Source organism: Paenibacillus sp. ISL-20 (assembly GCF_018613005.1).
Lineage (GTDB): Bacteria > Bacillota > Bacilli > Paenibacillales > Paenibacillaceae > Paenibacillus_AQ.
Genome location: NZ_JAGGRD010000030.1, coordinates 1 through 14,932 on the forward strand (window position 1 = coordinate 1; position 14,932 = coordinate 14,932).

The 14,932-nt window shown below is 48.7% G+C and carries 14 protein-coding genes; 5 read left to right on the forward strand and 9 right to left on the reverse strand.

Translation table 11 applies throughout. From position 1 onward, the window contains the following. Positions 1 to 57: 57 nt before the first annotated feature. The gene (locus J7E85_RS18365) at positions 58 to 546 is read right to left on the reverse strand and encodes a hypothetical protein (RefSeq protein ID WP_215160209.1); all 489 of its coding nucleotides are present in this window, start codon (positions 544 to 546) and stop codon (positions 58 to 60) included. Positions 547 to 690: 144 nt separating this feature from the next. Here J7E85_RS18365 and J7E85_RS18370 point away from each other — a divergent pair, with 144 nt between their 5' ends. Both J7E85_RS18370 and J7E85_RS18375 read left to right on the forward strand, forming a co-directional pair. Beyond that, the gene (locus J7E85_RS18370) at positions 691 to 1,308 is read left to right on the forward strand and encodes an NUDIX hydrolase (protein WP_215160211.1); all 618 of its coding nucleotides are present in this window, start codon (positions 691 to 693) and stop codon (positions 1,306 to 1,308) included. 27 nt (positions 1,309 to 1,335) lie between these two features. Beyond that, on the forward strand, positions 1,336 to 3,405 hold the full coding sequence (locus tag J7E85_RS18375) for a peptidoglycan D,D-transpeptidase FtsI family protein (RefSeq protein ID WP_215160213.1): 2,070 nt from the start codon (positions 1,336 to 1,338) through the stop codon (positions 3,403 to 3,405). Positions 3,406 to 3,611: 206 nt separating this feature from the next. On the opposite strand, the gene J7E85_RS18380 is transcribed toward J7E85_RS18375, so the two are convergent. From J7E85_RS18380 to J7E85_RS18405, 6 genes are all read right to left on the reverse strand, one after another. Continuing rightward, complete coding sequence (locus J7E85_RS18380; protein ID WP_215160215.1) at positions 3,612 to 4,643, reverse strand: glycoside hydrolase family 88/105 protein; 1,032 nt, start codon at positions 4,641 to 4,643, stop codon at positions 3,612 to 3,614. 45 nt (positions 4,644 to 4,688) lie between these two features. Then, positions 4,689 to 5,465 (reverse strand): carbohydrate ABC transporter permease, encoded by a 777-nt coding sequence (locus J7E85_RS18385; RefSeq protein ID WP_483311328.1) that lies wholly within the window; start codon positions 5,463 to 5,465, stop codon positions 4,689 to 4,691. 62 nt (positions 5,466 to 5,527) lie between these two features. After that, positions 5,528 to 6,427 carry a carbohydrate ABC transporter permease gene (locus J7E85_RS18390; protein WP_127594241.1) on the reverse strand — a complete coding sequence of 300 codons (900 nt, stop codon included), beginning with the start codon at positions 6,425 to 6,427 and terminating at the stop codon, positions 5,528 to 5,530. Between the two features lie 124 nt (positions 6,428 to 6,551). Beyond that, positions 6,552 to 7,892 (reverse strand): ABC transporter substrate-binding protein, encoded by a 1,341-nt coding sequence (locus tag J7E85_RS18395; RefSeq protein WP_215160219.1) that lies wholly within the window; start codon positions 7,890 to 7,892, stop codon positions 6,552 to 6,554. A gap of 143 nt (positions 7,893 to 8,035) precedes the next feature. Next, on the reverse strand, positions 8,036 to 9,583 hold the full coding sequence (locus J7E85_RS18400) for a response regulator (protein ID WP_215160221.1): 1,548 nt from the start codon (positions 9,581 to 9,583) through the stop codon (positions 8,036 to 8,038). 13 nt (positions 9,584 to 9,596) lie between these two features. After that, positions 9,597 to 11,330: a cache domain-containing sensor histidine kinase gene (locus J7E85_RS18405; RefSeq protein WP_215160231.1), complete on the reverse strand. Its 1,734-nt coding sequence runs from the start codon at positions 11,328 to 11,330 to the stop codon at positions 9,597 to 9,599. A gap of 236 nt (positions 11,331 to 11,566) precedes the next feature. Between J7E85_RS18405 and J7E85_RS18410 the strand changes: the two genes are divergently transcribed. The 3 genes from J7E85_RS18410 to J7E85_RS18420 all read left to right on the forward strand — a co-directional run bounded on the left by J7E85_RS18410 (position 11,567) and on the right by J7E85_RS18420 (position 12,640). Next, positions 11,567 to 11,725, forward strand: coding sequence for a hypothetical protein (locus J7E85_RS18410; protein WP_251035827.1), 159 nt, complete (start codon positions 11,567 to 11,569; stop codon positions 11,723 to 11,725). 98 nt (positions 11,726 to 11,823) lie between these two features. Continuing rightward, positions 11,824 to 12,198 carry a sensory rhodopsin transducer gene (locus J7E85_RS18415; RefSeq protein WP_215160232.1) on the forward strand — a complete coding sequence of 125 codons (375 nt, stop codon included), beginning with the start codon at positions 11,824 to 11,826 and terminating at the stop codon, positions 12,196 to 12,198. Positions 12,199 to 12,211: 13 nt separating this feature from the next. Continuing rightward, positions 12,212 to 12,640 carry a GNAT family N-acetyltransferase gene (locus tag J7E85_RS18420; RefSeq protein ID WP_076325098.1) on the forward strand — a complete coding sequence of 143 codons (429 nt, stop codon included), beginning with the start codon at positions 12,212 to 12,214 and terminating at the stop codon, positions 12,638 to 12,640. Here the strand turns inward: J7E85_RS18420 and J7E85_RS18425 are convergent. Both J7E85_RS18425 and J7E85_RS18430 read right to left on the reverse strand, forming a co-directional pair. After that, positions 12,619 to 13,809, reverse strand: a complete 1,191-nt coding sequence (locus tag J7E85_RS18425; RefSeq protein ID WP_215160318.1) for a Ger(x)C family spore germination protein — start codon at positions 13,807 to 13,809, stop codon at positions 12,619 to 12,621. The two genes, J7E85_RS18420 and J7E85_RS18425, sit on opposite strands and share 22 nt — an antisense overlap. Positions 13,810 to 13,817: 8 nt before the next feature. Beyond that, positions 13,818 to 14,909, reverse strand: a complete 1,092-nt coding sequence (locus J7E85_RS18430; protein WP_215160234.1) for a spore germination protein — start codon at positions 14,907 to 14,909, stop codon at positions 13,818 to 13,820. Positions 14,910 to 14,932 lie beyond the last annotated feature (23 nt).

The following is a 14,932-nucleotide window of genomic DNA, read 5'->3' on the forward strand; positions in this document are numbered from 1 at the left end:
GTTGGACGGGTGGTTATGATTATGAACACTGATATCGCTTTAGTTGAGCTGCTTACCCTATTGGACCGTTACCGCAAAATAAAAGCTGGCGCGTCCCTGCTCCAGAGGCCATGTACAATGAATTTCGTACAGGTACGAGCCGGGTTCTGTCGGTACGGTATATCCGTCGATATCGGGATCCGTCAGGTTTAGGATGGTGAAGCCATCTATTCCTTCGGGTGGCGTTGTTTTAATGTCCACGCCGCCTTGGACTACAACGGGTGTTATATCCTTCAGCTCCGGTCGGACTGCATCCCTCATCGAACACTTATCCCCGTTGCACCATGAATAAAGGTACCAGCCTCGCTGCACCGCGATTTCGGTGCCGTCGATTGTAACCTTGGGCAACGGAGGTTCGGCGGATCTTACCCACAGGGTTTGGATGGCTTTGCGGGCATTTTCCTTTGAGATCGGTTTTGAATTCTCTGACCTCGATCTGACATAATAGCCCGTACCGAACACAACGATTAGCAGGATTACATATAGAACCGATCGGGTTTTCTTCATGTAATAAAGCCCCCTTAATATATCACTCGTCTCATAATCAGGCGGAAAATATGTTATAATTTTGAAATCAAACACTTCCATTATAAACCAATCGTGGGTAGCAGGCGTTATATATATGAGAAGAAATCGAAGAGGGATGAATCTATGACACTAAAATGGTTGGATTGGGCAAAAGAGATACAGGCGATCAGCCAGGCCGGACTGGAATATACGAGGGATGTCTATGACAAGGAACGGTTTGAGCAGCTGAGAGAGCTCAGCATCAAGATCATGGAGGAGTATACCGAAGCAGGCGACGAGAAGATCCGTACGCTCTTTGCGAGTGAAACCGGATACCAAACGCCGAAGGTGGATGTCCGTGGCGTTATTTTTCAAGAGGGGAAGCTACTTCTGGTGAAGGAAAAGGCCGACGGAGCTTGGGCATTGCCGGGAGGATGGGCGGACATCGGTCTATCGCCTGCCGAGGTTGTTGTGAAGGAAGTGAAGGAAGAAGCGGGTTATGAGGTACGCGCAACGAGATTACTGGCTGTATTGGATAAGAAGTTTCATAACCATCCGCCTTCGGCCTTCCATGTGTACAAAATGTTCATTCAGTGCGACATTACAGGCGGAGCTGCAGGCGTGGGAACGGAGACGTCTGCGGTCGGTTTTTTCCGGCTGGACGAACTGCCTCCGCTGTCTGAAGAACGGAATACCCAGGAACAACTGCAGCGAATCTTTGAATTCGAGAAACAGCCTCATCTGCCAACCTGGCTGGATTAAACCATCTAACAAAGGAGCGTAGACAATGTGAAGGGCTTTAAAATTTATAAGGACGTACCGGATGAAGCGGAAATGAAACGCAGATATAACGGACGGATTAATATTTTCTTTTTTAGTGCATTTCTTATCTTTTGCGTCATTATCATTCGCATGGCCATATTGCAGTTCGTAGAGGGACCTGAGCTTGCGAGTCAGGAAATCGGCGGAGAGCAGAAGCACTTCCCGCTGCAGCCGATCCGGGGGTCCATCATCGATGCATCCGGCACGAAGCTTGCTTATTCTACGGCTTCGAACTCTTTATATATCACGCTCATGAAGGATTACAGCAAAAAGACGGACAAGGGAAAAGCGAACAGGCCGGAAGCCGAAGAGTTGGCGAAGCGGCTTGTCCAGGCATTTAACAAGTACGGGGATCCGAACATTGAACCGATGACGGTGAAGAAAGTGATCTCCGATCTGGATTTGGAATATAACAAGCAGCATGGTTATGAACCCAGACGCATCAAGTCCGATTTGACGAAGGAAGAGATCGCTTATTTTATGGAGAACCGCGCCAAGTTCCCCGGCATCCAGATCGTGGAGGAGAATGTTAGACACTATGACCCGGATACGGTTGCGGTTCAGACAATCGGATATTTAAAGAAGTTCAGTGGTTCTAAAGACCTTAAGGATTACCAGGCTATCGATCAGAGTAACAAGGATCAGAAGAATCCCGGCTTGATCTACACGGAAGAAGAGTGGATTGGCTATGACGGATTGGAGCGGATGTATCAGGAAGATCTGCGAGGCAAGAGTGGGTATCTTAGCATTCCGATTAATCCGCAGAATATGGTGGATGGCGTTCCGACGATGGTCGCTCCCGAAAAAGGCCACAATATCCACGCCACGATTCATAAAGAAATTCAGCTTGCCACTGAGCAGGCCATTGTGGATCAGCTTCAATATCTTCATACCCATCCGGTATCGGGTAAGCTGCATAAGGATGCATTAACTGGATATGCGGTCGCCATGGAGGTGGATACCGGCAATGTAGTCGCTATGGCGAGCATGCCGGATTACGACTCGAATGTGCGGGTAAACGGAGGCACGATTACGCAGGAAATCGTGGATGCGACAGGAAACGGCACGATCACGATATTTGGCTCAGGCAGATCGGGACATGGGTTCGAATCCATGATCTATCTCGGTTCCGTCATTAAACCGCTGTCTGTGTTGATCGGGCTGAATGAGGGGTTATTCGGTCTTAATGAGACGTATCCCGATCAGGGCTTTGCATCCATTGGTCGGGAAGGACATGAAAAAAAGATCTCTAACTCAGGTGGACATCGAAATGGCCCCATTAAAGCTCAACAAGCTATCCAGCAATCCTCGAATGCTTTTATGATCGATATGATTGGCAAAAGGTTAGTCAATAAGTATGGCGGGGAGAAGGGCGTTGAGGTCTGGGGTCAGTATATGGAGCAGTTTGGTCTTGGAGTTGTAACGGGGAGTGGCTTGCCCGGGGAATTAAAGGGCCGGGGAGAGTATACCGATACGAAGGCAGCGGGAAGTAATCTGGCTGCGTTAGCTTATGCGTCCTTCGGGCAGATGGGGAAATACACCCCTCTACAACTTGCCCAATACACCGTCATGCTGGCGAATGAAGGCAAGCGGATCAAGCCGCAGCTGGTCAGCAAAATCACGGATCAGGATGGCAACGTGGTCAAGGAATTCGGGCGCGAGGTCCTGGATGAGATTGAATTCCCCAAGGCATACTGGCAGACCGTCAAGCGGGGGATGAATACACAGGGTCTTGCAGCCTTCGAAGATTTTAAATACGACTTTGCCCGCAAAACAGGTACATCCGAGCAATCATATAAAGGTGTTAACCTTGATAACGGTGTTTTCATCGCCTTTGCTCCGCGGGATAATCCGAAGCTGGCGGTGGCCGTCGTTGTGCCGGAAGGCGGCTTCGGCTCGCAAAGCGCCGCGCCGATTGCGAGGAAGATATTCGATGCTTATGACGAAGTCTACGGACTTGACGGAACGCCGCATCCGAAGAAAACCGAAGATCAAGCTAAGGATAACGGAGAAGACGAGACAGGGGACAATGAATAAACAGCGTAGACGCGGAATCGTGAAGATTAGCGATGGGAGACGGGGAGACTAAACCAATGATATTGGATGAAAGTATATCGGGTGCAGTTGGTTCATGTTCATCATTATTAATCAATACCATTCGCTTGTGAGGTGCAAAATCATTATAGGCAGGCTGTAGAGGCGAACTTCTCCTCTCCATCCTGCCTTTTTTGTATCTTATTTAATCAATAAGGATTGTTCCTGATCTTCAGCACTTCCGCGAGAAAGGTCAAGGCCAGACCTTGGCCCCAGCCCTGGATTCGCTTATCGGGCACGCCTCTGTACCCTGCGGTATCCTTCATGACGGCCGTTCCCGCAGATACGCCGGTTACGGTGCCATCCTCGGTGATCTTGGACAAGACCCCGTCAATTGATTTCTGCGTGTATTTATTGTAGATGCGTCCTTTGGTGAGCAGGGCAGCAGCGATGCCGGACGAGCCGGACGTTTCCAGCGGAGACTGCGGATCGGTCGTGATCGTATGCCACAAGCCGGATTCATGCTGCAGCCGCACCAGGGCGCTGAGCTGGTCGCGCAGCGAGCCTTCGATGATCATGAAGGAGGGATGCGTGACCGGGACAAGGTCCAGAGCACGAGCCATCGTAATGGCGGCCCAAGCATTGCCCCGGCACCAGAAGACACCTGACATGTGGTTGCCAGCGACGTTGTCCCAGCCGTGGTAATACAGATTCGTAACAGGATCCTGCAGGCAATCCTCATGGCCATGATACTGCTTCAGGCCATCCTCGAAGTAATCCTCCCGGTCCAGCATCACGCCGATCCGAAGCAGGAAATAGCCTGCCATGAACATCGTATCGACCCACGCCTGCTCCGGAAAGTTATACGTCTTGGAGTTCACCGTATGCTGAAAGATGCCGTTACCGAAACGCAGCGCATCATGCGTGAGATACTCGGCCATTTCCTTGGCCGTTTCGATATACCGCTCATCCTCATAAACCTCGTACAAGGTTAACAGGGAGTGGCCGATGGAGACGCCGTTGACGGACAGCTTGGGCAGCCCCTCCTCCATGTTTTCGTCGACCCATGCTTTCAGCTGTTCGAGATACTCCTTCTTGCCGGTGGCCTTGTAGGCTTCGCATACCCCGTAAAAGGCCACTCCACCCGGCCAATCCCAGCTGAAATCCATGCGAAAGGTCCGGTCGACCACGCGGTCTATGACAAACTCAATCTGTTGATTATCAAATACAAGTGCAGGCATTGTTAGAAAACTCCCTTCATATTCCAATGTGTCTATGTGTATGGGTTACCCTTTTAATCCCGTCGTGCTGATCCCTTCCACGATATATTTCTGGAAGATAAAGAAAACGATAACGACCGGCAGCAGTGATAAGGTAGCCATCGCGAACATGCCGCCCCAGTTATTAAGCGACTCCCCGTCTAGAAACAGCTTCAAGGCAAGTGACACCGGGTATTTCTCCGGATTGTTCAAGTAAATGAGCGGATTGATGAAATCATCCCATCTCCAGTAGAAGGAGAAAATTGAACACGTAATGAGAGCGGGTACGATTAATGGCACAACGATCCGGAAAAATATCCCGTATTTGCTGCATCCGTCAATTTTGGCGGCTTCATCCAGTTCCTTCGGAATCGTGCGGATGAACTGCATGATCAGGAAGATGAAGAACGGTATGCCGAAGAATTGGGGAACAATTAACGGCTTGAAGGAAGACAGCCAGCCGAATTTGGCGAACATCACATATTGCGGTACGATCACGACATCATGGGGCAGCATCATCGTAATCATCATGCAGGCAAACCAGAATTGCTGGCCGAAGAACTTGGTCCGAGCCAGACCGAAGGCGACAAGCGCGGAGGAAGCGACGGCACCGATGGTGGAAATGATGACAATGATAAAAGAATTTTTGAAGAAGGTACCGAAGGTAGTCCCGGCAAAACCCTTCCAGCCTGTAGCATAATTCGAGAATTCCAGCCGACTCGGAATCAGGCTGTAAGCCGTTGTGAATATTTCATGGTTGGGTTTAAGCGAGCTTACCACCAGCCACAGAATCGGATAGGTCATGCCGAGGGCGAACAGCCCGACCAAGGTATGGTAGAGGAAACGTCTGGATTTGGTCATAACCGTTAATCTCCTTTCGACTCGTAATGAACCCAGCGGGTGGATGATCTGAAGATGAGCAAGGTCAGGACACCGACAATAATGAGCATGATCCAGGCAAGCGCTGACGCGTAACCCATTTCAAAATGCGAGAACGCCTTGCGGTACAAGTAAAGCGAATAGAGCAGCGTTTGATCGAGTGGTCCGCCTTCTCCGCGCGAAATGATGTAGGCGGGGGTGAAGGTCAGGAACGCCGAAATCGTCTGAAGCGTCAAATTAAACAGAATAATCGGACTGAGCATAGGCAGCGTAATTTTGAAAAAGCGATGGACCGCGTTGGCGCCGTCCACGCTGGCGGCTTCATAGTAATCCCTCGGGATATTTTTCAAGCCAGCCAGAAAAATGATCATCGAGGAACCGAACTGCCAGATCGATAACGCAATCAACGTCCAAAGCGCCGTGCTCGGATTCCCGATCCAAGAGGTGGTGGAATGAATTCCAAAAAGGGACAGGGCAGAGTTCACGAGACCCTTGTCGCCGAAAATCTGCTGCCACATGATAGCCACGGCCACGCTACCGCCGATGAGAGAAGGCAGGTAGAAAGCGGAGCGGTACAGCCCCACCGCCTTGGTTGCGGTATTCAGGATCATGGCAACAAAGAGAGCGAAGATGAGACGGAGGGGAACGCTGGCAAATACATAGGTGAATGTGACCTGAAATGACTTGCCGATTTTGTCGTCCTCCAGAAACAACCGTTCATAATTCCCCAAGCCCAGCCATCTTGGCGCTTCCATCAGATTGTAATTGGTGAACGAATAATACAGTGACGATAGGATTGGATACAGTGTAAAGATGAGAAAACCAAGAACGAACGGTGCAGAAAAAACGTAACCGGTGATATGCTCGTTCTCACGGAGCCTCTTCATAGACTTCAACCCCTACGATTTAGATTTGGTTGCGCCCCGTGCAGGGGTCACGGATGTCAAAAAGGGCATCTCTTGCGCACACGGGAAAGACGTGCGGGAGATGCCTTGTCTGACCATGTCCTGGTTATTGCTGAGATCTGGCCAAGATTGCGTTCGCTTCCTTGCGGAACTCAGCCGCGGCATCTTCGATCGAGATTTTCTTGAACAGAATACGTTCACTGAGATCTCGCAGCAGCTTCTCGATCTCCACCGCGCCGATCGGGTTAGGCGGATCGCCTGGCGTGCTGTTGGCCTCAGCCCAAGTAACATAGTCGAAAATTTTGGCTTCATTCTCCGAGAGGAGCGGCTTGAGCGCTTCCTTCACCTTAGCTGATACGGGAACGCCGCGCTCACCCTTAATCAACTTGTTGGCCTCGATGTCGTTAATGAAGAAGCTGATGAATTTAGCGGCTTCCTCTTTATGCTTGGACGTTTCGGTGACCGAGAAGTACATCGAAGGTTTCAGGAAAAGACCATCCTTCGTTCCAGGCCCTGGCATCGGATTCAGCTCCAACGGACGATCGGTGACCAGATTGGCCACGGCAAGGAATTGGTTGGACCAGCCGGTACCCGATATGGAGTTGCCAAGGACAATTTCATCCTCTTCTGCTACGCCTTTCTTCTGGGCTTCCTTGTCCAGAGACAGGATATATCCGTTGTCGTACCATTTCTGGTAGCGGGTGAAATAATCGATAAAAGGCTTATCGTCGCTGTATCCGATCGTTTTACCGTCAGCGCTGTACATTTTCTGGCCGATGGTTCTTAGGTAGTACGGGAAAAAGACGTCATGCCGGTAAGCAAAGCCTCCGATCTGCAGGCCTTTTTCCTTGGCTTGGGCACCCATTGTGTCCATGTCGTCCCAAGTCCATTCTTTGGATGGAATATCGATGCCGTTCTTCTTCATCGTTTCAACGTCGAAGGTGGTCTGAAGTGCGTTCACGCCGAGGTTCATGGCAACGAGCTTGCCGTTGACCTCACCGCCGCTCAGCGCATTCTCGCTGACATCGGCGACATCCAGCTCGCCGCTCTCGGTGAACGGCTTCAAATCCGCCAGCTGATTCCGGCCAGCATATTGATTCAGATAGGAGATGTCCATTTGAATAATGTCCGGGAGTCCGCCAGCCACCGCTTGGGGAGCAAGCTTTTTCCAGTAGTCATCGAATGGAGCATACTCCGGCTCAATCGTGACATGCGGATTCTGGGACTCATACATTTCAATGACCTTCAAGGTATAATCATGCCGAGACTGTCCGCCCCACCAAGCAATGCGGAGTTTGACCGGATCCTTGCTATCGCTTGCAGCCGCCGGCGGTGTCTCCGTTCCGGTTCCGCTGCTGGCTTGCGGTTCTGCAGCGCCGCCGCCCGAACAGCCAATCAAGCTTCCGATCAGGGAAAACATCAGAACCGCGTGTAACACTTTTTTCATTCCATTTCCTCCCCTTTGTTAATAAACCACTTCATATCGTTTCGATTGTTAGTGCTTACATTCCCAATTATCTTGTTTCCGCGGGGAAAGAGTAAGGAAAAAAACCGTGCAATTTGTTTAAAAAGCAGAGATGTACGTACAAGTTAATCACTCTTTTTCATATATTCGGAGGGGGTGCACCCGATCTGTTTTTTGAACACCTGGCTGAAATATTGAGGATTATCGCCGAAACCGAGCAGCTCGGCCATTTCAAAAATCTTGATATCGGGATCGCTTGCCATCATTTCGGTTGCGCGCTTCATCCGTAGTTTCATTACGTAATTGGAGAATTTCTCACCGGTCTCCTTTTTGAACAGCTTGCCAAGATAGTCGGCGTTCATATACAGCATGTCGTTTGCCACCAGATTGAGCGTAAGCTCCGAGTTGCCCAGCTGCTCCTCGATAATCTTAATCACCTTGCGGACGATGGCATTATATTTGACTTTGTTTTGCTCGAAGTTTCGCAGCGTGATTTCCCGTACCGTTTCTTCCAAGAAAGATTGAATGGCTTGAAGCGTACTCATCTCGGCGATTTCCGGAATCCGTGCATAGCGTTCTTGCATCTGATCCGGGTCGGTTAAACGGATAAGGGATACATACTGCTGAATGACATAGGATTTGGTCATATCGATACTAAGCTGCGCACGCTTCAGCTCCTGAATGAATTCGGCCAGGGCAAGCTCCGCTTCGTTGCGGTGGCCGGATCGGACCGGCATGCACAGGCGCTCCTCATCGAGGACAAACGTTCCTTCCAAGCCGCCGGCATGAAGTGTATCTTCCGTGGTGATCATTCCGCTCTCATCCAGATAGAAACGGTAGTTCAGGCATTGCAGTGTATCCCGGTACAGCTTCCGCGCCAGGGTTACAGGTCCGGGATCGCTGATCGCGATTGTGACGTCCATCTTGTAATACTGTTTAAAAGTACACCGGATATCATGCAGCTGTTGATGGAGCCGCTGTTGATCCTTTTGGTTCTCAATGAGCACCAGTACATGCTGCCCGATCGTCGTACTCAGCAGCGTGGTGTCCAACAGATCCTCAGCGATGTTCTTCACGGCGAATTGATGCTCGTATTCGACAATGCCCTCCAGCTGGAACAACAGCAGACGGACGGGTTGATCGAAATTAGTTTCGAACAGGCTGCGGTACTCCTCCAGGTCATGGCGTCCATAGGATTTATTGATGACAAACTCTTTGAGCACCTGTTCTTTGACATGAGGGAGCACCTTGCGGAGACGGCCTTTCATCTCCTGGATAAAAGACTCCTTGTTTTGGTTCAGGGTCAGCTCGTCAGTGACCTCTTTCAGTGCTCCCCCGATCTTAACCTCGTCGGTCGGCTTGAGCAGGTAATGCTTGACTCCGTACTGCATGGCACGGTTTGCATACTCAAATTCGCCAAAACCGGACAACAGCACGAATTTGATATGGGGATGGGAGGCATAGGTTTTGGCTACGAGCCCAAGCCCATCGAGCCCTGGCATTCGAATATCGCATAGAACGATATCCGGGCTCTCCTTGATGATTTTTTCATAAGCCTGAATTCCGTTCTGTGCGGTACCTGCCAGCTCGGTCCGATATGCCGACCAATCCACCATCTGAGATATGCCGTCCAGAATAATTCGTTCATCGTCCACAAGCAGAACTTTGTACATCCGAATCCCTCCGTTATTTGGGTAATGACAGAATCACCCGGGTACCAAGCCCCGTTCCGCTGTCGATGGTTAACCCGTAGTAATCGCCAAAAGCCAGCTTGATCCGTTCATCGATGTTTAACAGTCCAATCCCGTTACCGCTGGTAGCCAAGTCGCCGCTTCGCAGTCGTGTCAGGGTATCCGGAGACATGCCGGGGCCGTCATCCTCGACAATGACGCAGAACGCGGAAGGGGTCTCCTCGCAGGACAACGTTATTCGACAAGGGTTAACGGATGGCTCCAGCGCATAATGAATCGCATTCTCGAGCAGGGGCTGAAGGGACAGCTTTGGAATGTTGCGCTGTAAATCCCGCTCCTTCACCTCCATCGTGAAATCTAGGCGCTCTTCAAACCGGAACTTCTGAATCGTGACGTAGTTCCGGACAATCTCCAGCTCCTCTCCGAGTGTCAGAATAGGCTCCTTCAAGCTGACCGAGTTTCGGAGAAGGAAGGCTAAAGCTTGCACCATGTCGGAGATTTGGGTTTGCTTGTTCATCTTCGCCAGCCAGTTCACGGATTCCAGCGTGTTATACAGAAAGTGAGGATTGATTTGAGCTTGCAGCGCTTTGAACTCGGTCTCTTTAATTAACAGCCGGTTTGAATAGTTCTCGGTAATCAAGGCGTTGATTCTCTCGATCATGAGGCGGAATGTCCGGTGGAGCAGGCCCAGCTCGTTCATGGCCACAGGTGCCGCGTCTTGAGGCAGCATATTGGCTTCCGCAAAGTTTCCTTTTTCCGCGAGCTTCATCCGGGTGATCAGACTTTCGATGGGGCGCGTCAGTCCCCGGCTGAACCGGATGCCGAGCAGGATCGCAACTGCGAAGATAATGGTGAACACGATGATAACAAGCTCTTTAATGAATATGATTTGCTTGAAGGTTTGATTAAACGGCGTGACATTCATATACGTCCATCCTGTATTGCCTGATCGGTTATGAGCGATGAAGTAGGTATGCCCGTCCATTTCACGGGTAAGGTACCCGTTACCGGATGACAGCGAGGCTTGAATGACAGCCGGATCGAAGTGCGGCGTTGCGGGATAGATGACATCCGTACCCGAAGTCACGATCAGGTCGCCTTCTCCGCCAGCGGATTTCCGGACGATTTTGTCCATATTGATGCGAATAATGATGGTTCCTAAGTAGTTAAGATCGAATAAGGTTCCAGAGTAGGATCTTATTTCCCGGGAAAGTACAAGAGCCGAATCCGTTTCGTCCGGATACACCCAGCGTTCTTCTCCATCCGCATCTCCGGCAAGCTGAAGAATAAACTCCTTCTTGGCGGGATTAATCGGGATAACACTGCCGACATCCTGCTGTTTGTCATAGGAATCAATCAGGTGGATGGAATACAGCATCGGCTCGGAGCCTACATAATTCAGGAGGCGGTCCACCAGATGCTGCCGCAGGATGAGACGGTCATAGTCGGAATCGCTCCCGGCGATGGAACGTAACATATTTTGAATCTGGGTATCGGTAATGATGTTGAAGGATAACTGTTCGATCCGTTCGAGCTCTGACTCAATCGCAGAGGAGGACAGGTGTAAGACCTGGGATGATTTGAGGTACAGCTGCTCGTCGTAGATGGAGAATGCATATTGCTGGACGATGACCGCGAAGGTAAATGCCATCGCAACGATTAAACTGATAAGAAGGGAAAGCTTGTTTTTGATTTTCATATTTTTATAAATCGTTATCCATTTTTGCACAGCAACGTCTCCTTGCGCTGGTCCTAAAATGTTGTGTACACATTATGTACCGGGTTGTAAACGCTGTCAATACAAGCGCTGTTATTCCAGCACCTGGAATAATTAAAGAGACTTTGCTTATGTAGTCGGTTATTTGAACAAGGAGAACGGTTATTTGAATTTATGTTCGGAAGCTCCCAATCCATAATGGAGTTAGTCGAAATTTTAACCAACTGGGTCCTGAAGGAATCAAATCCGTGTTTATGTGGGGGAGGCCAGGGGAGTTTCTGCTGTTTCAGTTGGGCGTGATGGACAACACTCTTTTTCAAGAGTGCAGTGCGATCCGATTGGCTGACATGGAGGTTCGCGCTCTGAAGGCGCTTGGATTCCAGCCGTTGTCTCTGTTTCTGCGTTAGTACGATGGGTGGATCAAGGATTAAAGGAACTTTCGGAGTCCAGAGCGAAGTATTATTATTTAAGCACCCTAAACCATGAGTTGCGAGGAGCGAAACGCATGTCAAAAGGTGAAGAACATTGGATTATTCCGGACGGGTATATCCCTCCTGGAAGCAGCGGAGAATTAACCAGTCATGAATCCGTCTGTGTCTTGAACTTATCCGAGCAGGACGTTGTGGTTACGATTCATGCTTACTTCGAGGATCGTGATCCATTGCTAGGAATGGAAACCATCGTACCAGCTAGAAGAACCAAGCACATACGAACAAGCTCGCTTCAAATGGACGGCGGGCAAGGTATTCCTCCAGGTATTCCCTATGCCATGGAAGTTACGAGCACTGCACCCGTATTTGTTCAATACAGCCGTCTCGATTCGACTCAGGCCGAGAATGCCTTAATGAGTGTCATGGCGTATCCGGTAACCAGATCCTAAGGAAGGTGATTGTATGGTACAAACCGTAATATATACCTCAGAGGCGCCTGAGGATTTTCGTCAACTGGAAGCTTTGTACGCTTCGCTTGGTTGGAACTCTATTCATCTATCCGTTACCGAATTGAAAACCATGTGCTTGCAGAGCTGGTATGCCATCTATGCATATGAAGGGCATAAATTGGTAGGCATGGGACGTTTGGTTTCCGATGGGGTTATTACTGGCGTTATATGCGGATTAGGCGTACATCCGGATTATCAGTCCAGAGGGATAGGCCGCGAGATCCTCCATCGATTGGTTGAACATTGCGAGAAGTTCGGGGTCTTCCCGCAGCTGATGTGTGAGGAAGAGCTGGAGCCGTATTATGAGAAGCTGGGCTTTCAGCGATTCACCATTGGGATGAAGAAGGATATACAGCGAACTCATTCATCGGATGTCCCATAATCTTTGATCGTTATTTTTACCTCATACTGGATCGGAACCTCACTAAATGTTTGATCCCAATCTTTTTTGGCTGTCTTCCATATATGAGGATACTTAATTCTCAATTTGTTTCCGAAACCGGAAACGTCTGTCTTGTATTCATGTTGAATTTTATCGAGTACATTCTTTACCAAACGCTCAACCTCTTCTTCAATAGCTTTTTCCACTCTTTTCAAAAATTCAGTTTCAATGGGTTTCTCCGAAACCACCCAATGCTCGGCAATTCTTCCTTCGGACTCGACTTCTATATTAAACGAGATATTGTTTCCATCAACATGAGGTTTAATTTTACTTTTCATAGACAGCATTTCGTATACAATAGGCTGACCTGTCTTTTTATCAACGCTTTTAACCAAACCGCCTTTCCCCTTTCCGGTTATCCACGTTAAGCCCTCTATTTCCTGTTCATTCAAAAAACCACGCAGTTTTTTAGTTTTCCCTTCAATGACGGCAGCTCCTGCAAATTTTATATCTCCATTCGACGACGAGACGACATTTTGCAAAAGAAAGCTGGCTCCGGAATGCAGCTTCCCCTCTATTTTGGTAAGTGTAGTTGGAGGCAAAATTTTGGTGGTTCTTCCGTGACCGTGTGTCATTTCAACGAGCCGGAATGCTGGGATATCCATCGGTTTTTTCGATTCTAGTGTTTTACTCGCACGGTTTTGAGCAATTAGAAGGAGGCCGCTTGGTCTCATCTCTTGTTCTCTAATAAAAAAATCCAACATCTTTTGCAAATCCAAAGTACGCGCAAGATCCTCTCCAATGATAATCACTTTTGAATGTTCGGCAAAGGCACGTTTGTCGATTCTTAATACCATATTGCGTAAAGTCGGCAGGATAGCATCTCCTGTTTCAGAAACGTTGTTGTAAGCTTTTTGTGGTGATGAACCTGTTTTTGTTCCTTTACCTGTTGTCTCTGCGGTGAGAAATTGATTGGTTATCGTAATTTGATCCCGGTTAGGATACCTGCCTGTTTGTCCCGCTGACTCTTCCCGTGCCTCCTCCTGTTTTTCCAAATCCAATGAAGTGCCTACAATAAGGCCTAGATCTTCAATTTCTTTATTGCTCCAGCATCCAGTAAGAGGTAGGAGTATAAGAACCAACAGCGCACTCAAAAGGAACCGTGTCATGATGTGCCTCAAGCTTTTCCACCTCTCAGTCTCGATACTAGAAGTAAGATTAATGGTAGTACAGCAAATAATAATAACGCGACATTACCGATGATATCCCCAAGTTTAAAGAGGTCATTGATATTTTTGGGAATCATGGCAATGATGTAAATAATCGGAATCAAGCCATATATAAATGGAAGGATCTTCTTTTTGAACAACTGAGCCAGCCCTAAAGCAGCCGCATAATAGGTAATGGTAAAGGTAGTGAATATTTGCATAATCCATATCACAAGCAGCAAAGATTCAAACCGTTCAAAGATCAAACCGGGGATTTCAAAACTTCGCATAAGCTCAAGTGTGGGCCATGTGCTCGTGACCACTCCATCGATCGATAGGGCTCCTATGACCATGACAACGGTTATGCCGTAAAAGAGCAAGGGGATGAATACTCCAACTAGAACAACTTTTACGGCTTTGTCCGGCTGTTTCATAAAGGCTACAAGGAGCAGCATAATTTCAGAACCTAAAAATGCAAGAGCCGTTGTCTTTATTCCTTTTAGCATGGGGGCAATTCCCAATCCTAATACGGGACGGAGATTATCAATCTCAAATATGCCTAAGCTCAAAAAGGCAACCAATAAAAAAATGACGATCGTAATTGGGAATATGATTTCAAACAAACGGGCGATCGTGTTTATTCCGCCTATGATCAGATAGAGACCTATCCACATAAAAGGCAGGATGATGGCCCAGGTGGGAGTACCTTCCAGCAAAAAAAGGCCGGTTACTTCTGCCATGGTTCTGACTTCATATGCAGAAATGGTAAAAAAGTAGCCGATCACAAGTAAACTGAGGAACCCGCCCACCCATTTTCCTACAATTTCTTGGTTATATTGATAAAAGGTTTTTTCGGGGAATCGCTTGTTTAATTTCACGATGATCACCCCTACGATCATTGCGATCAACCCGCCCAAAATAACGGTGATCCACACATCGGGTGTTTTCACCTTCTCCACAGATGTGCGGGGGAGGGTGAGGATCCCGGCTGCAAGAATATAATTGACGAGGATAACAACTGCTTGCGAAGTCGTAATTTGGTCTTTTGAACTACCTATCATGTTGGTGTATTTCCTTTCATAGA